Here is a 21,074-nt window from a genome sequence, read left to right on the forward strand (position 1 = left end):
CTTTACTTTATCGGCATCATTTACTACATCATGACTAATGCGGTAATTCCTATTACCAAAGCGGGTGAGTGGAGAACAGTGATTGATGTAATCGCTGTTAGCACTTATGTCATCGCAGGATTGCCATTAGTTTGGATTGCCCTACAAGAACTAGGGTTAGTTAATCGAGCACTAGATCAAATGGGTAAGTTAAGGATCCATGCGCTCTGTGTTGCCTTGTTCTTGGTATTTGGACACATCGCCATGATTTCAGGAATGCTTGATCCTGCGATATTGGGATACCAAGCCCCGCATTCAATGGAGATGAATCATGAAATGCCAGCAAGCCATGAGGGTCATATGAAGTAAGTATTTAAAGTGGATTAGACATCCTAGGCCCTGGTCGATTCCGCCCCGGGCCACCAAGAATCTCAATAGCCTACTTGTTGGGCTATTTTCTTTTATGGCTGGCAGGCTTAGCCACCATTAGTCTCGGATGCCTCCATCAAGAGCCGTCCTTTAAAAGGACAAATCGACTATTCATCCCTGCGTCAGTCGATGTCGTTTAAAACGACATTACATTTCTATATGTGCTCTTAAGCCAAAGAAATTAACTGGACCACGAGCTGAGTTGTAGGCGGGATTAGCAATGCGTTGATAGTCGGCAGATATGAACAGCTCCTTGTAAACTTTTGCGCTATAAAAAGTTTCCAATATTTGTTCTTTCTTATAGCTAAGTGCGCCATCACCAATAAATGCCGCCATACCGCCTTGTTGAAGGTAGGCAATCTGCGATGAAGAGATTCCATTGACCGCATAACCTATGCCTACCGTATCTTTGGGGCGCGACCAACTAGAGCCTTTGATGCTCACACCGCCCGATAGTGATCTACTGATGTCTACAGTCTGCGCTTCGGTTGTGCCTGGATTCCAGCTCCAGCGACCAAAGACACCAACATAATCATTGATGGCCTGCTCAATATTGAAACCATAGCCCCACGAACTCTGTGCCGCTTTGCGCACACCAGTTATCTCAGGAGTGCCACCAGACTGCTGAGCCTGGTTAATCGCATTTTGGTAGTTGCCCATATAGGCATGTTGTTGGTAATACAGGGCCCTTACTGCGCCAGGCTTACCCCATAGCTCATGTTCATGAGTTAATTCAATTTGATTGCCGTAGTCTTGGCTCATGCTGTAGTCAAGCTGGGCGGTATTCGGAATAGTTGGCATCGCTAATCTTGCCGCCTTCAAAATCCAGTCGTCTTGATACCACTCTGCTACAACACCATAGGTATAGCCTTTGCTATCAGCCGCATATCCATAGGCGCCCATAGAGAAAAGAGCAAAGTTCTGAAACTGTGTACGAGGATCGTGACTATAACTATTTTGATCAAAGAAATCTAATGTTGCGAACTTACCGTAGGTCACCACGATTCTATTTTTATCGAGATTGCCCGCAAGCTGATTAGGCCCACCATCAATATGCTCTTTGCCGCCGCCTAAGCCAAAGGTTTGACGAATAAACGCGCGAGCCGTGTAGTAAATAGGCGGAGCATATGCGCCCTTTTGTAATTCACCATTCTGAAATCCGCCCAGACCAAGAAGCTGTCCATTAAAAGGTGTTCCCTCGAACATCTCTGGGTTCCAATAAACTTCAGCGCCTTCCCAAAGTCTTGCCCCTAAGAACGCTGTAGCACTTAATGTGTAGCTCTTGCCACCACCGCCTTCAGATTTATTGAGAAGGCTGTTTTGTCCGTAGTAAGGCGATTTGAAATTATTTTTCTGTTGAACGATATAAGTGGATTGCCCATGAACACTCCACTGCTCAGTTTCGCCTTCTACAGAAACTGAGCTATCAACCTTAGGTGAGTCACTTACGGGCGATTCAGCCAAAACAGTGGGCATGTCAGTAACTGGCGCCTCTGCTCTTACAGTACAAGAAAGAGCCCCCAAATAAAGGGCACTAATTAGGCCTATAAAGGCTGTGCGGTTTGTATTGAATGAGAAAAACATCAGAAATGCCAAATATGCTTAATGAGAATTGTTCTCATCTTAGCATACAATTGAGAATGACTCTCAATTGGAGAAGTTGGTATTCCATGTCGTTTTAAATGACATTACTAGACACTATGGTCGTTGACTGGTGGGGTATGGCAACACAATCTGTACGCACAGAAAAATTGCCCCTCGCAAGATTCTGATTTCATTGCCAAATTTGACCAGCACAAGGACGCACAATTTTTTGACAAGTCGAGACTGGTGACTCAAGCCCTTGAAATCAAAGCGAAAGCGGTCTATCGGAGGATATTTGAAAATCCTTGTGTCGGTGGTTCGATTCCGCCCTAGGCTACCAAGAAATACTAAAACCATCTTCGGGTGGTTTTTTAGTTTGATGTCTGCTTTGGGTCGGACACGGTCATCCTTAATTAAGCAGGCCGACAGACCGCTTTGAGACTCAAAGGAGTCCAACGCACCTGTGATTCATAGAAGAGATTAATGGCGAGATTGAAGCTGAAAATTAGTCTTAAATCCGGCAATTACTTACTCGAAGGCGGTGAGAAAATTCGACTCTAAATTTGTGCAATAGAACTTATGCCAAACCAATATAAACAAGGGGTTACAAGCGATCAGCACTCGATTCTATTGCACAATTTCAAGTCTGTAACTCATTGATTTATATAGATATTATGCCACTCCAACGTATGGGCTACGAACCAAGGGGTCGTGGGTTCAATTCCTGCCAGCCGCACCAACTATAAGGGCCTCCTATCGGGGGCCCTTACCTTTTGTACAGTAGATTGCCTTTGGTGCAAAAAAATAAATTTGTGTCTTGATCATAGCCTTTACGATGGCGAACCATTCCCAGGGGTGTCCAATACATAATTTGAAGCCTGCTGGTTTGCCACCGGAGAGCTCTTGTAGGTGCTGTACAAACGTCACCATTTCTAATGAGATATATTTTGTAGACCCCATTAGTCAGCAGGAACAGTCTTTTATCAGAGGCAATATAAGCTAATTTGTTTTAACTGTGTCAACATCCTGTTGAGTCTATAAATGTAAGGATATTGATGACATTTCCAACGGCTATCCTTCCTAATGTTAGTTTTTAAATTGAAGAGTGATCTGCAATACCTTAATTTTTATGAAATTTGTTGCAAATTGTGATGCATAGCAATAGGATAAATATCCTATTTCAGCAAAGCAGAGCAAGAGATTGTCATGGAAACAATAAAAGTACTCGTCACAAACCGTAAGGGTGGGGTTGGTAAAAGCACGATTGCCGCCAATCTTGCTGCATACCTAGCTCTTCAAAAGGGCTTGAAAATTTCATTGATTGATTACGACGAGCAAAGTTCATCTTCTGCCTGGATTAAAAAGGCTCCTAATATTGGTATTGAGACTTTTCGAGCTGAGATGTCTTATCAAAGTGCTGGCATGACACTATTGAGCGCCAGATCTTCTTTGCGTAAATTTTCAACAGGTTTTGATGTCAGCATTTCGGACCTTACTTGGACGCCAAATATGGCAGAGAATTTCATGCATGATTTCGATGTCATCTTGGTTCCAACTTCAACTTCGAAATTTGAATTAGCTAGTACCGAAATATTTATTTTGGAATATGTATTGCGCAACACACCTTTTATTGCGAAAAATAAACAAGCAATCATGGCAGTTCCTAGTAGAGTTGAAACGAATTTTGCAGAAACCAGTATTTCTACAAATCTTGCTTCACTGAAAATGTGTTACGTCACCCCTCCTGTATTGCGTGCTAATGATATTGATAACTTTGTTTATGAAGATTTTTTCTGCGTCTCCAGCAATGCCACTATCTCAAATTACTTTTGCCGCTTTGGGGAGTTTGTGGCCCAACAGATTTTAGATAAAAAGCGTGAGCGTGAAGCACCTGCTTCTAAATTGGGCGCCATTTATTCTGGTTTAGGTAAGGGTATTTTGATATTAGATCGCTACCGTCAAAATAAAAAATTATTAGGCATGCAAGCTCGTTCTCAAACTCGTGCACTGAAGTCTAGCGAGTTGATTGATAATAATTCTTCATCAATTCCTGCCTTTCTGATCAAGCAAAATTAACGAGGTGCGATGATGTTCGGTAAAAAGAATAATGAACACAAGTTTTCTGAACCGCTGATTGAATCTTTTGGAACCATCATTGGGAGCGCTACGGAATTTCATGGCTCCTTAATTGTTTCTGAAAGTGTGCGAGTAGATGGCAAGATTTTCGGCAATATCGAGGAGCGTGCTGGCCAAAGAATCACCATAGCTATCGGTAAAGGTGGTGAGGTGCATGGTGATATCTTTGCATTCCGAATTCTCGTTGCTGGCATGGTGAATGGAAACACTTATGCCCATGAAAGAGTGGAATTGCATACAACCGCCAATGTTCATGGGGATGTAACGTATGACACCATCGGCATTGAGCCAGGTGCCACACTCAATGGTCAAATGATCTCGAAAAGGGCAGAGCCAAACTCTAGCCCCGACTCAGCTACGCAACTGCAAGATACTATCAATAAGATCAAGCAAGACGCAGGAATTTCTTCTTAGTTCTCTTTAGCTGCTGCTGGCTTAGTGAAAGCCAAGACATCCATTGGGTTGAGTAGTGTGCCGTTCTTATAAATGCTGAAATGTAAATGTGGCCCTGTAGAGCGGCCAGTATTACCGACCTCTGCAATGAGTTGACCGCGAACGACGATGTCACCTTGGTTTACTAGTAGCTTTTGGCAATGAGCATACAGACTAGTGAAGCCCTCAGTATGTTTTATTTCAATCACGTTTCCCAGTTCTGGATCCTGCTTTGCCCTAATGACGGTGCCATTACCTGCAGCCAAAACTTGAGTGCCGGGTTTTGCATTGAAATCAATGCCAGGGTGAAAGGCGGGATTGTTGGTGATCGGATCGATACGTGCGCCGAAATTGCTACTTAAGCCATAGCCAGCGGCTAAGGGTGGTTTTGTAGGCAGGGGAATTAAGCGTTCATACCTCTCAAGCCAAACCTCTTTTAGGGATTGTATTTTCTGATTAAGACTCACCGTGGTCTCTAGGGTTTTACTAAGATCAACTCTAAGGCCAGCGTTTTCGTAAAAATTCACTTGATAAGGGAGAAGGGGTAGATAGGGGCCGCCTTTGCCTGCGCTCGCTTCGCTATCCTTATCTTTGCGCTTTTCCTTTAAAGGGAGTGGTGTTGCTAGCGCAGCATACTGTTCGTTAATCTTGCTTAGGGCGTCAATTTTATGGTCCATCGCCTTTAGGTTGCCCTGGAGCTTGGCAAGTTTTTCGCGATATTCGTCTTCAAGGTGATAAAGCTCTTCTGAGGTAATGACACCACCCATATCGCGTGCCATGCCGGGATCAAATTTGATGGCGACCCTAAAGCCCAAGAAATAAACAGCGCTCCCAAGCATGATGAACAGAATACCGAGCGCAGCAGCAAAGCGTGTTAACTGGGTCTTGGTAATATTAAATTTTCTACAGTGGGAGGTTGCCCCTGAAATCCAGATGATTTGCATAATGTAATTCGATGTTTGAAATAAAGGAGGGGCTTAGCTTGCTTGCTTTGCTATAGCGTCACTCGCTATTGTCTTAAATGGATACGTAGTTTTCATATTACAAACGCTCAGTTCTTCGAGGCCTCGATGATTGAGGCGCTAATGCCTTGGCTAGCGAGTTTTTTAGAGATTGCTTCAGCACTCAGTTGTGTTGGCAAGGGCCCAATGCGCACGCGGAACACATTGCTACCATTAATTTTTGCAGGATCAACAAAACTTGTATAGCCCTTTTGATTAAAGGCCGCAACCTGATCATTAGCAATCTCTTTTGTGAAAAAAGCCCCAGTTTGAACAAAGTATTTGGAGTCACTGGAAGGGTTTGCAGAGGCTTTCTCTGAGTTAAAAGTAGGGGTATTTTGTGTTGCAGTCGCTGTTGCAGCCAATGGAGTGGTGGTTGCTGGAATTTTTTCAGTTGGCTTGACGGTAGCTTTAGGAGGTGGCGCTTTGATGGCTGCCTCACTTTTATCCGCATTGCTTGCCTCAACTACAGTAGTTTTGTTAAGTGAATCTTTTGAGCCATCATTAGCCCCAAAGCGGACAATCTTGCGCACTACTCTAACGGAATATTCATTCTTGGTTTGAGGGTTCTCTAGCTTGATCTCGGCAGTGCTGCCAACTTTGCCACGAAGCATATTCTTAATATTGCCTGGATCCATTCCTTTAAGGCTTGATCCATCGACGCTAATCATGATGTCATTGACTTGAATGCCTGCCTGCGCTGCTGGCGAGTTGTCCTCGACATGCTTAATGACGATCATTCCATCGGCGTTTTTGGTGTAGCGAATCCCAACAACCCCTTGCTTCTCGCTCTCAGCATTTTGAGCAAAAACCAATTGTGTGGATAAAAGGAGGATGGCGATAAGGTATTTCACGTAATTGCGGGCCTTAGATGCTAAGTTTATTTGCAAGGTTATCAAAAAAAGTCTATTTTAATGTAGTTCTTGACCGATGATGCTCGTCTTGCTGGCTTTTGAAAAGACAGAGAAATTCTTACAATAAGTGACTAAAAATGCCCCTTTATGGAGCAAAAATTTAAAGGCTTATATGAGGGGGCAGATTGGGTCAGAGCGCTCTAAAAGACTGTTTGCATTGATAGTTTTTGCAAAAATGCTAAAATTAGCGGATTTATTTGCCCCATTTCCCTTGATGCCATCCATTTTGACTGAAATTCGCTTACCTAGAAAATTGTACCTAGAGCACAAACTCACGAAATCTTTTCAGGGTGCCCTTTTATTGTTTTTTGTAAGCATTGCTCCTGCATTTGCTTATGTCTCTCCACAGCCTGTAGAAAATCTTCTCTTAAAAGGCGATTCAAAAGCAGCCCTTGCGCAAGCGGATGCGCTTAAGAAGGATTTATCCCCGGTTGACTATGCCAACACGAAAGCTTCCGCTTTATTAATGTTAGGGCGCTGGCAAGAGGCTGCTAATCTTTTAGAGCCTTATTACGAAAAAGACCGCACAAATCTTCTATTGGCCAATAATTATGCAGTTGCCTTGTGGGGGATGGATAAAAAAGATCAGGCGCGCAAGGTTTTAGAAACATCCCTCAATACTGCGTCGCCTGCATTCAGAAGTTTGCACAAAATTTATTCAGCTCAGGCAGCTGAGGCCTATGCAAAAGCTTTAAATGAAAAAAATTTGGCTCCACCACCCATTCTATTTGCAGGCTCTAGTGGCGGTACTGATTTGGTGGATAAGCCGGTAGTCGTTGCACAGGCTCCCAAAGCGCCTGCACCCCCAACGCCCACAGTGACGGCAGCAGCTCCAGCACCCATTACTCAGGCGCCCAAGACAAACCCTGTAGCTACCCCAGTTACAGAGGTACCACCAGCTCAGGTTGCAGCAGTCGAGAAAGATGCTGCACCTTCTCCGCAAGAGCTTGAAACCATCACTGCAAATATGAATGGATGGGTTAAGGCATGGTCCAGTAAAAACGTGAAATCGTATTTAGCGTATTACTCGCCGAGTTTTTCGCCTGACAAAGGCTTATCCTATTCAGAGTGGTATGAGCAAAGGAAGCAAAGGGTCGCTAAACCAGGTGCTATCAATGTTGAAATTAGCATCACGAAAGTGGTTAAATCGAAGGGCAAGATTGTTGTTACCTTTAGACAGAAGTACAACTCTGCAAACGTCAATACAAATTCTGTGAAGTGTTTGGAATGGGTAAATGACAAGGGAACTTGGTTGATTGCTCGTGAATTTAATAAATAACAATCACTTTGATAGCGGAGCACGTCAATTGCGCTTGAAATCCTTATTGATCGCTAGCTTTTTAACGGCCCCAATGCTTTGTTTAGCAAATGGCGATACCGCTGTTCGTCAGGCCACTCAAGAATTGGTTCGTAATGGTAATCTCGACAAAGCCCTAGACTTATTAAATAAGTCTGAAGTTGAGCATCCCAATTTCCGTTTGGCAACATTTATGCGTGCTGAATTGCTAACTGCACTTACCGGCGGAGCAATTGCCAATAAGTCTATGAGCGAGGTACGGGATGTTGAAGCCCCTCAAAATTTATTATCGGAGCTTCAGTTAAGAAATTCCGTTATCCCTAATTTGACAGATCTTCGTCCAGCCCAGGTTCTGAAAATGCCTAAGAATGCAGATGTCATTTTGGTTGATGCATCCATTTCTCGCGCTTATCTTTTGCGCAATAAAGATGGCGACCCTGTCTGGGAGAAAGATTATTTCGTCACTATCGGTAAATTAGGTGTGGGCAAGAAAAAAGAGGGTGATCTTAAGTCGCCCTTAGGTGTCTACTCTGTCACGATGCAGATCCCTAAGCAGCAATTAAGGTCGATCTTTGGGGCTGGTGCACTGGAATTAAGCTTCCCAAATGCGCTCGATAAGAAGTTAGACATTAGCGGTTCAGGAATTTGGTTGCATGGTGTGCCCAAAAACACTTACAGTAGAGCCCCTAAGGCCTCTGATGGATGCCTTGCTTTTGCCAACGATGATGTCCGAGAAATTATTGAGTTAGCTAAAAAACGCCAAATCCATGTGAGTGTGGCTCCTTCAGTTCAATGGCTAAAGAAATCTGATTGGAATGCGCGTTCAGCTCAGGTCAGCAACGAAATCGCTGCATTTAGGGCCGAAAGCCTAAAGATAAAAACTTCTAGACCGCCTGAGGCAATTTATGCCCCAGAGTCAACATCCACCCTGGTGATTGATCAGCCGATCGGTCAGGCAGAGGGCTCCCCAGTCTATAGAGAATATTGGGATAAAAACGGCAATAGCTGGACCTTAAAGTTCAAAAGCCGTACTTAATAAAATATAAGCAGCCTATAAAAACTGCATTTGAAGCGCCCCAACGTATTTAGGATTTTCCCTAATATTGATATAAATTCATGCTGATGGGGCTAAGATAGCCTTATATCAAGTTGTGCTTGATTTTATGTTAAAAAGACTATAGCTTAGATAGAATCTACCAATGACCAATATTGTTACTTGTTGGGTGTTCCAGCGCTGATATTGCTCTCCAGATATAAAAGGATAAGCATCGTATGCCATTAGTAAAAAATTGCTTGGCCAACAAATCGAATACTCTCATTTCAGTTCAGTCCTCTGATTATGTAGTAAAGGTATTAGAGCTCATGCGCTACAATTTGGTTCGCTCTGTGTTGGTAATTGATTCAGAAAAGTTGGTAGGAATTATTTCTCAAGGGGACTGCGCTATTAAAGTGCTACTTCCTGGTCTAAGTGCTAAAGAAATATTAGTCAAAGATGTAATGACTGCTAATCCAATCTCCGTTGGCTATGAAGATGATTTGCGTGACTGTATGCAAATCATGATTTCTAAAAGAATTCGTCACCTCCCTGTAGTAGATGGGGGTGTGGTTAGAGGGGTGATTTCTGTTGGGGATGTGGTGAAAGATACCCTCGAACACAGAACTGGCCAGATCAAATTTTTAGAACGTTACATTAAACAATGGGATAGCTCGCAAAATGCGGATACCTAAAACCACTCAACATACTTCTCTAGAAGGGAATTCTTTTTAGTAAGAAAATAAATGGCACTCTTTGGTAAAAAAACTCAGCCCACTCCTGTTCAGACTCCCAGGGAGCCTGAAAAAGTAGCCCCGGAAAATTCCTATCTAGGGCGCGAACTAATTATTGATCGTGACCAAGCCATCATTGGTTATGAACTTTTCTTCCGTCCTGGAACCACTCTCAAAGCCAAAAGAATTAACGAACGCAATGCGGTCTTGGCTCAAATTGCTAAGCGTCTAGCAGAAGATCCTAAGGCAGAAGTCACTTATCCTGATGAAATTACGGATGCCAATTTGCGGGATGACGATGGTAATGAAGTCAAAGAAGTCACGCTTAGTGAGATGCTTTATGCACTCAAGACAAAAGGTGTAGCTCAGTCACTTGGCCAGCATCTTGGCTTTATCAAAATCCACCCTCATCAATTGGGAGATGAGCTTCGCGGTATTCCTGCCGTGAAGTTTCCTTTGCAATTGGATTTAGCTGAGATCCTGGAGGCAATTCAAAAGGAAGCTTCTGAGGATGAGGATCTAGAGGATAGCAAGAAAGATGTCAAAAATCCTGATGCTTCTGATGAGCCTAAGGTGCCAGAGATTATAGAAAAGCTCGAAAAGCTAGCGAACATCGGGTACAAATTTGTACTTACTGGTTTGACAGAAGTGTTTGATGGCCTTGAAGATATCTTGCCGAAGTTTCGTTATGTCAAACTTGATATTCACCAAGTTGAGAATGCGGCAAGTCTGATCGAATTCTGTAAAGCCACTCCTTTACCAAGAGATACCAAGTCTTCTGCGAAGAAGGGCGCAAAGACTGGCGATGATGGTGCTGTAATGAAAATGATTGCAACCCATGTAGAGAGCCCAGAAGATTTCTATAAGGCCCGTGACTTGGGTTTTGATGCTTACGAAGGCTTCTATTTTATTAAGCCTGATCCAGAACTTTCATTGCATCGCGGCGATGACTATCGCAAAATATTAAAGCTGCTTACTTTATTGCTTTCATCGCCCGAATTACACGAACTTGTCGATGAGATTGAGTTGAACCCAGTCGTAGCAAAGCATTTAATGGTGATTGCGGAAGTGGATGCTGGCAGAAAGCGAGCCAAGCCAGAAAATATTCGAGATGCGGCGGTGATTTCTGGGGTCAAACGTATTACTCGTTGGACTCAATTATTGTTATATGCAGATAGTAAGGCTAAGGTCTCACTAGAGTCGACTCCTTTGCTTCAATTGGTTTGTGTCAGAGCTTTCTTTATGGAATTGGCATCTGGCAAATTACCTGCTGGAGCGGGCTTGGGCTCTAGCGATTTGGCATTCTTAGTCGGCGGTTTATCCTTGATTGACAATCTCTTCGACGAGTCTAGCCGAGATATCCTATCTAAATTCAATTTACCTGGTGTGGTTGTGGATGCCATTGCCGATCGAAGTGGGGTTTTGGGCGGTTTGCTAACTCTTGCTGAAGCTGCTGAAATTGGTGATTTACAAAAATGCCAGCAGCTGTGCTCAGGAGAATTGGGATTGCTTACCTTGGATGATGTTGCCCAAGATTCTCTTCTAGCTATTAAAACATTCGTTGCCCAAACTCAATTGGCTCCGGATGAAGATGTTTGGGAACAGGCAGAAGCTCCGGTTGATGAGTAACTAACTAAGTTATTAAATTAGTGACTTAATTAGCCGTTAAACTATCAAAATCACTAATCAAGCTGGAGCAAATATGAGTGCACGTCGCCACTTTATAAAGACCTTTTCTTTATCTGGAATGGGTATTGTGGCAGCCTCAACTTTGGGATTTTCTTCTGATGCTGCTGCGCGCAGATTTAAGTTTGCCAAAGAGCAAGAGGCCTACAGCGGTCCCCACATCATGGTTAAAAACACCAAGATCCTCTCCATTAAAAATAGTGATGGTTCTGAGACGATGGGTGTCATCAGCCCAAAAGGGGTGATCGATATTCGTGCGGTTGCTAAGAAGCTGAATATTGCCGCGCCTTACACTTTGGATCAACTGCTACAAGAGGGGAACGCCACTGCATTTAATAAAGTCTTGGCTGGTGCTGATAAGTCCGGGGTGCCCTACTTAACAGAATCGAAGATTCGGTATGGCAGGCTTTTTAAGAATCCTGGAAAAATTATTTGTGTTGGAATCAATTATCGACAATATGCAGAAGAGGTTGGGGTAGCTAAGCCAGCGGTTCCTGCCTTGTTTAATAAGTATGACAACAGTCTGGCAGCCCATCATTGCGTTCTTGAAATCCCACCACCCGATGTTTCTTATAAGCTGGATTACGAGACCGAGCTCTTAGTGGTGGTTGGAAAAAAAGGCCGCAATATTCCTGAGTCTGAAGCCCTTAATTACGTTGCTGGCTATTGCACTGCAAATGACTTTACCTCACGTGATTTGCAACTTGATCTTCCAGGTGGGCAATGGATGATTGGTAAAACGCTAGATCAATACGCACCCATTGGCCCCCATTTTGTGACCGCTGATTTGGTAGGTGACCCAAATAACTTACAAATACAGACCTTTGTAAACGGTGAAATGCGGCAGAACTCCAATACTTCAGACTTTATTCATAATGTCCAAAAGCTGCTTGCTTATATCAGCACCTACTGGGCGCTTGAGCCAGGCGATATTGTTTTCACCGGCACTCCCCAGGGCGTTATTGCGAATATGCCTAAAGATCAGCAAGTTTGGCTGAAAAAAGGCGATGTGGTTACTAGTGTTGTGGAAAAACTTGGAGAGCTTAAATTTACTTTGGGATAGAGACCAAAGCCAGGTTCGAGAGTAGGATAGAGGTCTAGGTTTATCTAAAGGAATAAGGATGATGAAGCTCAAACTTTTACTAGCCCCAGTGGCTCTAATCATGATTTCTTCCTCTGGCTTTGCCGCTGAAATTGGTGGGGCAGGGGCCAGAGATATTGGTCGTGGCGGCAATAATGGGAATAACGGCTACGGTAACAATAACAACTATGTCGTAGTTCCATATGACGCAGGCAATGTTCCGGGTGCTCCCAATAGCAACCAGCCCGTTACTGTGATGAATGGCCCAAACGGCTCTACCCAAACCCAAGTTGGTACCACCACTTACTATTCTCCTGGCGGTAGTTCAGTTTCAAACGGCAATCGAACCATTTATTCCAACGGCTCAAATTGTGTGGTGCAGGGCAACAAAAAGACCTGTAACTAGATTTAGCTGGAAAAATTGACAGCGTAATGGACCAGAGAACTCAAATGGAGGCCCTTTTGCATGACTTGGGTCAGCCTTTGTTGGCTATTCGCTTAAATGCTGAGCTGTTAATGCACTCTCTTGGTGAATCTGGTTCAGATGCCAGCAAGAAAAAAATCCAAGCTATTTTGCATGCAAGCCAAGAATCTATGGATATTGCAGCTCAGCTAGGAAAGTTAGATATAAAAAAATAGTCAATTAAATCAATTGCTTAATATTTATTAATCATAAAATTCAGAATTTCTTGAAATTGGGCTCAAGTTTTTAGTTTGAGGGCCGTTAAAGATGGTGAGGGCTTGTAAGTTATGTAGGTCCGGGTCGAAACCTCACGGTTTCATTGCAAAGATTTGAAAGGATAGCCAGGTTAAAGGAGCTTATATGAATATGCAAATAACTCCATCTGCTGCTGTTTCTAGTTATTCATCAGCCAGCGAATCACAGGCGCGCCAAGGTTACTTGGGCGCTTTGGCTTCTGCTTTGCGTAATGGTGATGTGGTTGCTGCTCAACAGGCCTTAATTGAGTTGCGTGGTGTTGGCGGTGGCGTTAGCCCTGATGCCCTCTTTGAGAAAATTGATAATTCAATTAAAACAAGCCGTTCTGATGAAATCAAGTCCGCATCTTTGGCTTTGGATGAGTACAGAAAAACTGGCCAAACAGATCAATATAACCCTACTGAAAAAGCGCCTGGCGCCAAAAAAGACCCTATGCCAATTCAACTAATGGCTGCTTCCGGTACAGGCACCTTGGTCAATATCAAGGTTTAATAGTAAGCTCATCGGGCTTAGCTTCAGATTAGGCCTGGAATTTTGAGAATAAGGCCAAAAAGTCGCTTTATTCTTCAATTTGAAAATCCCCTCACTCCCCTAAAGTGGTAGCTTATTTATCAGGATAGCCAAAGTCCGTCCATTTGCTGACTGGGGCCCCTTTAAACAAGGATCATATGATTGCGACAACTGCGTCTTCTGCGGATTTAAGTACCTCCGAAATTTTTCTTGCGCGCAATTCCGTATTCGATAGTTCGGGTAGGGTGATGGCTTATGAAATGCTCTTTCGTTCCCGTGAAAGCGTGGATGAAGGGCGTCCTGATGATTTAGCAACTAGCACCCAGGTGATCGTCAATTCGATGAGTCATTTTGGTTTAGAGGGAGTGCTTGGTTCTGCTGATGGTTTTATTCATGTGACTGAGAAGTTGCTCATGAGCAATACCTTAGAGATTCTTCCTGCTCAGCGCATCATTCTCGAGATCATGCCTGACGTTTCCTTAAACTCAGAAATGCTTAAACGTTTGCAAGAGTTAAAAACGACTGGTTTTCGGATTGCATTAGTAGATTCTAGTTTGGGCGACGCAGCAGAATCAAAGGGGGCGGTAGAGGGTGTTGATTCTATTTTGCCTTTAATTGACATTATTAAAGTAAATTTAAAAACAACTTCTCCAGAAGATATTCTACGTTTAATTGAGCGTGTTCGCTTATTGGCAAAGCCGATTTTTTGGGCAACGCAAGTTAAGACAGGCGAAGATTTAGCAGCTTGTAAAGCGCAGGGCTTTAGCTTATTTAGCGGCCCTTATTTTTCCCAGCCTTTGGTGATGCGCAGTAAAAAACCGCAAGCATTGCAGGTGAGTCTTATGAAGATTGTAGGACTGCTATTTAAAGATGAGGGTATTGCGACTTTAGAGCCTCTTTTTAAGGCTAATCCTGATCTCACATTAGGCCTGTTTCGTTTGGTAAATTCCGTTGGTGTGGCAGGGCATTTACAGATTAGTTCTGTACGTCAGGCATTAGTTACTTTAGGGCAAAAGCAACTCTTGCAATGGATGCTGCTGTTAATTTATACGGAGGCTGGTAATGCAGCTACTTCAGAGCTGCAGCGCCGAGTGGTAAACCGTGCCCGCTTAATTGAGCTCCTCTCGCAGCATGAAGATATCACTCAGCCTGGATTAAGTGACCAGGCTTTTGTAGTGGGACTCCTTTCTTTGGCGCATAAGGTGACTGGCCAAACTATGGAAGAAGTCCTCAAGCACATTCATCTTGCAGAACATTTACAAAATGCCCTCTTGCACCACGAAGGGATTTTGGGTCAACTGCTGGTCTTGACTGATGCCATTGAGGCGGCTGACTTTAGCCGTATGGAGGCCTCTAGAAGCCATTTGGGAATTTCTGCACAGTCCTTAACAGACTTGCAGCTTCAGGCTATTGCCTGGACGAACGAGCTTGATCGCCAAATGAGCTCGATGAAGGGCTGATTCACGGGTATATTTGTCATTTTCGGCAATTCTATAGATTTCGTTAGAATGTCATAAAACTAAATTGAGACAGCTTTTATGACATTAATGAAGCACCTACGTATTGCACTTGCAGATGATCATGCGATCATCCGTGAGGGGCTCATTCAGGTGCTCAATACGCACCCTGGTATAGCGGTAGTGGCTGAGGCGAAGTCTGGTAAAGAGGCTATTAAGCTAGCAGATAACCCTGAGCTCGACTGTTTGGTGCTCGATATTGATTTGCAGGACCGAAATGGCATTGAGGTTATTAAATCTATTCGCCGCAATAATCAAAAGTTGCCTATTCTGGTTCTATCAATGCACCCACCTTCGCAATATGCCGCCCGGGTCTTGTCTGCGGGGGCCTTGGGTTACATTACCAAAAGCGAGTCCACCCAGGAATTGGTCTTGGCGATACGTCGAGTTGCTACTGGCGCAAAATATATCAGCCCAATCGTTGCTGAAATTTTGGCAGAGCGTTTTGGCGATGCCCAGACTGCTGCTGATCCACATCAATGTCTATCTGATCGTGAGCATCAGTTTATGATGATGGTCGCTACCGGCCTTACCGTCAATGCCATTGCCGAAAAGTTGAGTCTTTCCCCTAAAACTGTCAGTATGTACCGTACCCGTACGCTTAAAAAAATGGGTATGAAAACAAACGCAGAATTAGTGCATTACGCGATTAAAAACAATTTATTGGCTTAATTCAGGCCTTTGCAGTATAAAAGTTACTAGAAGCCCACTTAATTAATTTAGTTAAACCGCTTTTACAGGTCTTATGTTGGAATTGTTTGGGCTCAAAGTTTTGTAGTATCTATATTGGATAAACAAGGTTTTCATACGATCACAGCAATCGCTTTTACAAGTCAAAATTTAATGCCCAATAGCGATATGCTCTCCCTATATGAAGCTGTGACTGAAATCAGTCAGCAGATGCTACAAGCTGCTCGTCAAAAAGATTGGGATGGCTACGGTAAATTAGAAATTCTATGTCAGGGTTATATTCATCAAATTCCGGTACATGGCGAGCAAGCTCCCCTAACGCCTGAAGCCCTTGAGCGAAAAATTGCTTGCCTCAAAACCATCCTCTCAAACGATAAAGAAATTATGGATTTAATGCAGCCTTGGATGTTGCGCTTGTCAGACATCATGAGTGGTCAGTCTTTCAAGAAATAAGTAGATAGAGTATGCCCACGAATCCGATTGGTGGTATCAATCCAACGGTCGCTCCAGCGGGAATAGGGCAGTCTAGTCAGGCTTCCTTAAGGGTTGGCTTGGAGTATGTCGGAAAAATTATCTCCTTTGATCCTGCTGGAATAGCGGAAGTGCAAATTGGTGACCAAGTGTTTGGTATGAAGCTGGGCAATAATTTTGCAGTCGGAGATGTGCTGCATTTTCGCTTTCTCGGCAGCGATCCAAACCCTACCTTTCTCTTATTAAGTGCGGGTGCCAATCAATCCGCGTTTGAAAATGTCATTTTGAGCGGTACGAGTTTGTTGATTGCCCAATTGCAAGATGAAGCGCAGTTACAAGGACAGCTCTCAAAGGTCGAGAGTTTGCTGCCTCCTATGCTACAAAACCCCCAAAACTCTCAGCTTACTGCGGCTCAATTACAAAACGCTATCGTGATGAGCGGGCTCTTCTATGAATCGCATTTGGCTAACTTTGCTAAAGGCAAATGGCCTTTAAATGCTTTGATGAAAGAGCCTCAAAATCGCCCTAATTTCAATGCTTCGCAAATCGTTAATAAACAGTTAGATGCCTTAGAAAATCAAACCATCCGCTGGAATGGAAACGTCTGGCCAGGCCAACTAATGGATTGGCAGGTAGCATATGAACAGGAGCAATCTTCCTCATTGCCCCATGATGACAATACTAATAAGGCGATCGTCAGTGTGATTGAATTGGATTTACCCCAGTTGGGTAAAGTGCAGGCGCGCTTGACCCTGCGTGGCAATGCGTTAAATGTTCAGCTGAAGGCTGAAAAGCCCCAGACTGAAAATCTCTTTAGACAAGAAATCTCAGATCTTAAAAGTACCTTTAACGCTAATGGCCAAGAGCTCAAAGCAATGGAGGTCATTACCCATGGATAAGGCCAAGATTTTGCAGCAAGCAGTAGCCTTGACATATGAGCAAGGCGAATTTGCACCAAAGGTATTAGCTAGCGGTAAGGGCCTTGTAGCTGAGCAAATTATTGCCAAGGCTAAAGAGCATCATATTTATATCCATGAATCTAAGGACCTGGTAGGCTTGCTCATGCAGGTCGATCTTGATGAGAATATTCCCCCTGCTTTATACCAAGCCGTAGCAGAAATATTGGCTTGGCTTTATCAGCTAGAAAAGCAGGCCTAGGCAATGACCTGATACAGTAATGCAGTGGATTGCTGAAATATCGTTAGCTAAGTAAGTCATTGAGTCTCAAACCTTTATTGCATGAATTGAAAATATGTCAGTTTCTATTGAAAGTACGCTCATTTTGGAAATGAGCGCTGCTTATAACGCGCATTTTATGCAAAATGCAAATGCGGGCGAAGCCCTAGTGCACATGATGGAGATGTGTAATTCTTTACACCCCAAGCTCAGATCAGTGAATCCTAAGGAGGTGTTGGCTTTATTAGCCATGGGTAAAACTTTTACCAGCAGGGCGCAGTTACGAAACTTTGCAGTGGATGTGATTGTCTACCTAGTGGGCGACGTTGTGGGTTCCAAATACTCACATTCTGAGTTGATTGAAGTAACCCAGCAAAAAATTACTAGCTAATTATCACTATTGCGGTTGTGATTGAGCGCTAGACCTGCATATTCATAATGTCGTGATAAGCAGATACGAGCTTATTACGAACCTGTACAGTGGCTTGAAATGACAGGCTCGCTTTTTGTGTGGCCACCATGACATCGGAGAGGTTGACGCTGTCATCGCCTAAGGCAAAGTTTTTCCCCAGTTCTACCGCTTTAGCCTGGTGTTGGTTTACTTGATCAAGTGATGACCTCAGGGCAGTTGCAAAATCAATCGAAGGGGCAGTTTTAGGGCCATCCCCGTTGGTGATACCTTTAATGCCATCTAGACCCTGAATTGGTGCAGCAAGGTTTGCGGGGGCGGCAGAAGACGCAGCCTTTAATTGGGCCAACATTGCTTGAATACGCCCTGAATCTATAGCGCCGACACTCATGATGGAACTCCTCACTGAAACTGAACAATGGAAGTAATGTATCAGCAAAGAACAGCAGCAGTTTTGGCAATAAGAAGGAAAAAAAGGCCTTATTCCTTCAATTGAAATGAAATTTCCCTATTCATAATGACGGTTAAACATCATATTTATTTAGGGCGTATTGGAGAAATCATGCAAAAAACCGATCTTATCAGTTTCCAGAGTGATCTTCAATCTGCCTTTTCATATCACTAATTAGCTGGGAAAATTGCTATGGAAAGCTTGTTAGCGCGCTTAAATTTGCAGGGCACTAGTAAAAAAGTGCTTCTATCAGCAGGGATCGCTGCGGTTGTTGCCGTGATGGCGGTCTTTTGGATCTGGAGTCAGGGACCTAAATACAAGGTCGTGTTCTCCAATTTCAATGATAAGGATGGCGGGGCCATTGTTGCTGTTTTGGAACAGCAAAATATTCCTTATAAATTAGCTGATGGCGGCTCCTCCATTCTGGTACCAGCAGATTTGGTGTATCAGACCCGACTTAAATTAGCTGCTATGGGCTTACCTAGGGGCGGTAATGTGGGTTTTGAACTTCTTGAAAATCAAAAATTTGGAGTTTCTCAATTTGTAGAGCAGGTGAACTTTCAACGCGCCTTAGAGGGTGAGCTAGAACGTAGTATTCAATCGATCTCTGGAGTAGAAGGCGCTCGAGTGCATCTGGCAATACCTAAATCATCAGTATTTGTTCGTGATGCGCAAAAACCAACGGCATCGGTTTTAGTGAAATTAATGCAAGGCCGCACTCTAGATCAACATCAAGTAAGTGCAATAGCCCATTTGATTTCTAGTAGCGTGCCAAATTTAGGCCTTAGCAATGTTGATATCCTTGATCAAAATGGTAGCTTGCTTTCAGACGTAAACAAGGGCGGCTCTAAAACTTTAGATGCAAATCAACTCAAATATGTTGAAGATTTGCAAAAAAATATTGTGTCGCGAATTCAGGCAATCATTACTCCAATCGTAGGAGAGAAGAATGTGCGCGCCGAGGCTAATGTAGAAATCGATTTTTCAAACACTGAAGAGGCTAATGAAATTTACAAGCCAAATCAAAAGCCTGAAGTTGCTGTCATTCGTAGCTTGCAGACTAATGAGTCTATTGTGCCTTCAGGCTCAAACAATGGTGGCGTACCAGGTGCATTGAGTAATCAACCCCCTGCAAATGCAACTGCACCTTTAAATACAACTAACAATGCTGCTCCAGGCGGGGCTGCTGCTGGTGCAGGTGCTGCTGGTGCAGCTGGCGCTGCTCAAAATCCGATGAGCACGCAAAGAAATTCGATTACGAATTATGAAATTGATAAAACGATTTTGTTTACCCAAAAATCGATGGGCGGAGTGAAGCGTCTTTCAGTAGCAATCGTAGTCAACAATAAAGCTGACGTTGATGCTGAAGGTAAACCAACGACACGTCCTTTAAACGATGCTGAAAAACAGCAAATTATGGATTTAGCTAAACAAGCTATGGGTTTTAATGAAGCTAGGGGTGATAGCGTAAGCGTGGTGAATACACCGTTTACCCCAGTTAAAGAAGCTGATGTATCTGAATTACCAATCTGGAAAGACCCGGTTAATATTGAAATGGCTAAGAATATTGGTCAAATTGTTCTAGGCTTGATCGTGCTATTTGTGATGTATCGTAAGGCAATCAAACCGATGTTGGCCAATTTACTGGCGCCAGATGAGGCTCCTGCTGAATTTGACGATAATCTTGACGAAAATGGCAGACCTATACCAAAATTAACTCCGTATCAAAAGGACCTCAAGGCCGTTCAGGCTTTGGCCAAGGAAAATCCAAAAGTAGTAGCTGACGTGGTTGCTGGTTGGGTGGGAAATAGCTAATGGCAACAAATCCAAACGAGAGCAGTGTTCTTAAAGCCGCTATTTTGATGCTGGCTCTCGGAGAAGAGGGTGCATCTCAAGTGATGAAACACGTCTCGCCACGAGACGTGCAAAAGCTGAGTGCTGTCATGACAACTCTGCGCAGGGTTGAGCAGGCTACAGTAGCTGACACCTTACGTGATTTCTTTAGTTATGCCGGTGAGGGCGCATCTCTTAATATTGATACTGATTCATTTACTCGGAATGTTCTAACCCAGGCCTTAGGCCAAGAAACCGCTTCCGGCTTATTTGAGCGTATCTTAGAGAATAAAGACTCTGAAGGTATTGATAACTTGAAGTGGATGGATGCCACAGCTGTCGCCGATATAATTCGTTATGAGCATCCACAAATTATTGCCACGATTTTGGTGCATCTTGAGCCAGAGCAGGCCTCACAAATTTTGACCTTGTTCAATGAAGACTTGCGCAAAGATACAATGTTGCGGGTAGCTACCCTAGAGGAAGTTAAGCCTCAAGCGCTCCAAGAATTAAATGTGGTACTTGCCCGATTATTGAGTGGGGCACAGACTTCCACTAAAAAACAAATTGGTGGTATTCGTGCCGCTGCAGACATCATGAACTATATAGGCCAAGCTCCACAACAAGTTCTAATGGATCGCATCAAAGAATACGACATTGAAATTGCAGAAAAGATTAACGATGAAATGTTCACATTTGACGACATTATCAATATTGATGACCGCGGAATCCAGACCATCTTGCGCGATGTTCAATCAGATGCATTAGTTACAGCCCTCAAAGGTGCAAGTGCTGAATTGCGTGAAAAAATCTTCAAGAATATGTCTTCTCGTGCAGCCGATATGATGCGCGATGACTTAGAAAACAAAGGCCCTGTAAAACTCTCTGAAGTTGAAGCGCAACAAAAAGAAATCCTGATTGTGGTCAGGGGCTTAATTGAGGATGGCTCGGTGATGTTGCCGGGTGCCGGAGGTGGTGAGGATTACCTCTAAT

General features: G+C 43.6%; 23 protein-coding genes. 19 read left to right on the forward strand and 4 right to left on the reverse strand.

Annotation, left to right across the window (positions count from 1 at the left end; translation table 11 throughout):
- Window positions 1-348, forward strand: a 348-nt coding sequence (locus CP950_RS09925; RefSeq protein ID WP_207760196.1) for a DUF6803 family protein, incomplete at its 5' end; no start/stop codon positions are given.
- Between the two features lie 207 nt (window positions 349-555).
- On the opposite strand, the gene CP950_RS03180 is transcribed toward CP950_RS09925, so the two are convergent.
- Entirely contained in the window at window positions 556-1,884 is a 1,329-nt protein-coding gene (locus CP950_RS03180) for a carbohydrate porin (RefSeq protein ID WP_096673049.1), read from the reverse strand.
- A 1,314-nt stretch (window positions 1,885-3,198) separates the two neighbouring features.
- Between CP950_RS03180 and CP950_RS03195 the strand changes: the two genes are divergently transcribed.
- Together CP950_RS03195 and CP950_RS03200 are read left to right on the forward strand one after the other, a co-directional pair.
- The gene (locus CP950_RS03195) at window positions 3,199-4,068 is read left to right on the forward strand and encodes a nucleotide-binding protein (protein ID WP_096672441.1); all 870 of its coding nucleotides are present in this window, start codon (window positions 3,199-3,201) and stop codon (window positions 4,066-4,068) included.
- Window positions 4,069-4,077: 9 nt separating this feature from the next.
- Entirely contained in the window at window positions 4,078-4,542 is a 465-nt protein-coding gene (locus CP950_RS03200) for a bactofilin family protein (RefSeq protein ID WP_096672442.1), read from the forward strand.
- Here CP950_RS03200 and CP950_RS03205 read toward each other — a convergent pair.
- Both CP950_RS03205 and CP950_RS03210 read right to left on the reverse strand, forming a co-directional pair.
- Window positions 4,539-5,504, reverse strand: a complete 966-nt coding sequence (locus CP950_RS03205; RefSeq protein ID WP_096672443.1) for a M23 family metallopeptidase — start codon at window positions 5,502-5,504, stop codon at window positions 4,539-4,541. The genes CP950_RS03200 and CP950_RS03205 overlap by 4 nt on opposite strands.
- Before the next feature lie 107 nt (window positions 5,505-5,611).
- Window positions 5,612-6,415, reverse strand: a complete 804-nt coding sequence (locus CP950_RS03210) for an SPOR domain-containing protein (RefSeq protein WP_165766403.1) — start codon at window positions 6,413-6,415, stop codon at window positions 5,612-5,614.
- Between the two features lie 235 nt (window positions 6,416-6,650).
- On the opposite strand from CP950_RS03210, the gene CP950_RS03215 reads away from it, so the two are divergent.
- The 14 genes from CP950_RS03215 (at window position 6,651) to CP950_RS03280 (ending at window position 17,779) form a co-directional block, all read left to right on the forward strand.
- Window positions 6,651-7,754: a tetratricopeptide repeat protein gene (locus CP950_RS03215; RefSeq protein ID WP_165766404.1), complete on the forward strand. Its 1,104-nt coding sequence runs from the start codon at window positions 6,651-6,653 to the stop codon at window positions 7,752-7,754.
- Window positions 7,738-8,808, forward strand: a complete 1,071-nt coding sequence (locus tag CP950_RS03220; protein WP_096672446.1) for a L,D-transpeptidase family protein — start codon at window positions 7,738-7,740, stop codon at window positions 8,806-8,808. The genes CP950_RS03215 and CP950_RS03220 overlap by 17 nt, the downstream gene beginning before the upstream one ends.
- A 236-nt stretch (window positions 8,809-9,044) precedes the next feature.
- Window positions 9,045-9,500, forward strand: coding sequence for a CBS domain-containing protein (locus CP950_RS03225; RefSeq protein WP_096672447.1), 456 nt, complete (start codon window positions 9,045-9,047; stop codon window positions 9,498-9,500).
- A 51-nt stretch (window positions 9,501-9,551) separates the two neighbouring features.
- Window positions 9,552-11,168, forward strand: coding sequence for an EAL and HDOD domain-containing protein (locus CP950_RS03230; RefSeq protein ID WP_096672448.1), 1,617 nt, complete (start codon window positions 9,552-9,554; stop codon window positions 11,166-11,168).
- A gap of 73 nt (window positions 11,169-11,241) precedes the next feature.
- Window positions 11,242-12,288, forward strand: coding sequence for a fumarylacetoacetate hydrolase family protein (locus tag CP950_RS03235; protein ID WP_165766405.1), 1,047 nt, complete (start codon window positions 11,242-11,244; stop codon window positions 12,286-12,288).
- Window positions 12,289-12,346: 58 nt separating this feature from the next.
- A complete protein-coding gene (locus CP950_RS03240; RefSeq protein ID WP_096672449.1) occupies window positions 12,347-12,712 on the forward strand; it encodes a hypothetical protein in 366 nt (121 codons plus the stop codon).
- Between the two features lie 26 nt (window positions 12,713-12,738).
- Entirely contained in the window at window positions 12,739-12,945 is a 207-nt protein-coding gene (locus CP950_RS03245; RefSeq protein WP_133092080.1) for a hypothetical protein, read from the forward strand.
- Between the two features lie 184 nt (window positions 12,946-13,129).
- On the forward strand, window positions 13,130-13,516 hold the full coding sequence (locus CP950_RS03250) for a hypothetical protein (protein ID WP_096672451.1): 387 nt from the start codon (window positions 13,130-13,132) through the stop codon (window positions 13,514-13,516).
- 176 nt (window positions 13,517-13,692) lie between these two features.
- Window positions 13,693-14,994: an EAL and HDOD domain-containing protein gene (locus tag CP950_RS03255; protein ID WP_096672452.1), complete on the forward strand. Its 1,302-nt coding sequence runs from the start codon at window positions 13,693-13,695 to the stop codon at window positions 14,992-14,994.
- An 87-nt stretch (window positions 14,995-15,081) separates the two neighbouring features.
- The gene (locus CP950_RS03260; RefSeq protein ID WP_336437093.1) at window positions 15,082-15,723 is read left to right on the forward strand and encodes a response regulator transcription factor; all 642 of its coding nucleotides are present in this window, start codon (window positions 15,082-15,084) and stop codon (window positions 15,721-15,723) included.
- A gap of 186 nt (window positions 15,724-15,909) precedes the next feature.
- The gene (locus CP950_RS03265) at window positions 15,910-16,194 is read left to right on the forward strand and encodes a flagellar protein FliT (RefSeq protein ID WP_207760197.1); all 285 of its coding nucleotides are present in this window, start codon (window positions 15,910-15,912) and stop codon (window positions 16,192-16,194) included.
- Window positions 16,195-16,205: 11 nt separating this feature from the next.
- On the forward strand, window positions 16,206-17,111 hold the full coding sequence (gene fliK, locus CP950_RS03270; RefSeq protein ID WP_096672455.1) for a flagellar hook-length control protein FliK: 906 nt from the start codon (window positions 16,206-16,208) through the stop codon (window positions 17,109-17,111).
- On the forward strand, window positions 17,104-17,370 hold the full coding sequence (locus tag CP950_RS03275; RefSeq protein ID WP_096672456.1) for an EscU/YscU/HrcU family type III secretion system export apparatus switch protein: 267 nt from the start codon (window positions 17,104-17,106) through the stop codon (window positions 17,368-17,370). Before fliK ends, CP950_RS03275 begins: the two co-directional genes overlap by 8 nt.
- Before the next feature lie 94 nt (window positions 17,371-17,464).
- On the forward strand, window positions 17,465-17,779 hold the full coding sequence (locus CP950_RS03280) for a hypothetical protein (protein ID WP_096672457.1): 315 nt from the start codon (window positions 17,465-17,467) through the stop codon (window positions 17,777-17,779).
- A gap of 28 nt (window positions 17,780-17,807) precedes the next feature.
- Here CP950_RS03280 and fliE read toward each other — a convergent pair whose 3' ends face one another.
- The gene (fliE, locus tag CP950_RS03285) at window positions 17,808-18,188 is read right to left on the reverse strand and encodes a flagellar hook-basal body complex protein FliE (protein ID WP_096672458.1); all 381 of its coding nucleotides are present in this window, start codon (window positions 18,186-18,188) and stop codon (window positions 17,808-17,810) included.
- 252 nt (window positions 18,189-18,440) lie between these two features.
- Here fliE and fliF point away from each other — a divergent pair, with 252 nt between their 5' ends.
- Both fliF and fliG read left to right on the forward strand, forming a co-directional pair.
- The gene (gene fliF / locus CP950_RS03290) at window positions 18,441-20,063 is read left to right on the forward strand and encodes a flagellar basal-body MS-ring/collar protein FliF (protein ID WP_096672459.1); all 1,623 of its coding nucleotides are present in this window, start codon (window positions 18,441-18,443) and stop codon (window positions 20,061-20,063) included.
- Window positions 20,063-21,073 carry a flagellar motor switch protein FliG gene (gene fliG, locus CP950_RS03295; RefSeq protein ID WP_096672460.1) on the forward strand — a complete coding sequence of 337 codons (1,011 nt, stop codon included), beginning with the start codon at window positions 20,063-20,065 and terminating at the stop codon, window positions 21,071-21,073. Before fliF ends, fliG begins: the two co-directional genes overlap by 1 nt.
- Window position 21,074: the final 1 nt, after the last annotated feature.

Origin of the sequence: Polynucleobacter meluiroseus, from assembly GCF_900205755.1 — a bacterium.
Classification (GTDB): domain Bacteria; phylum Pseudomonadota; class Gammaproteobacteria; order Burkholderiales; family Burkholderiaceae; genus Polynucleobacter; species Polynucleobacter meluiroseus.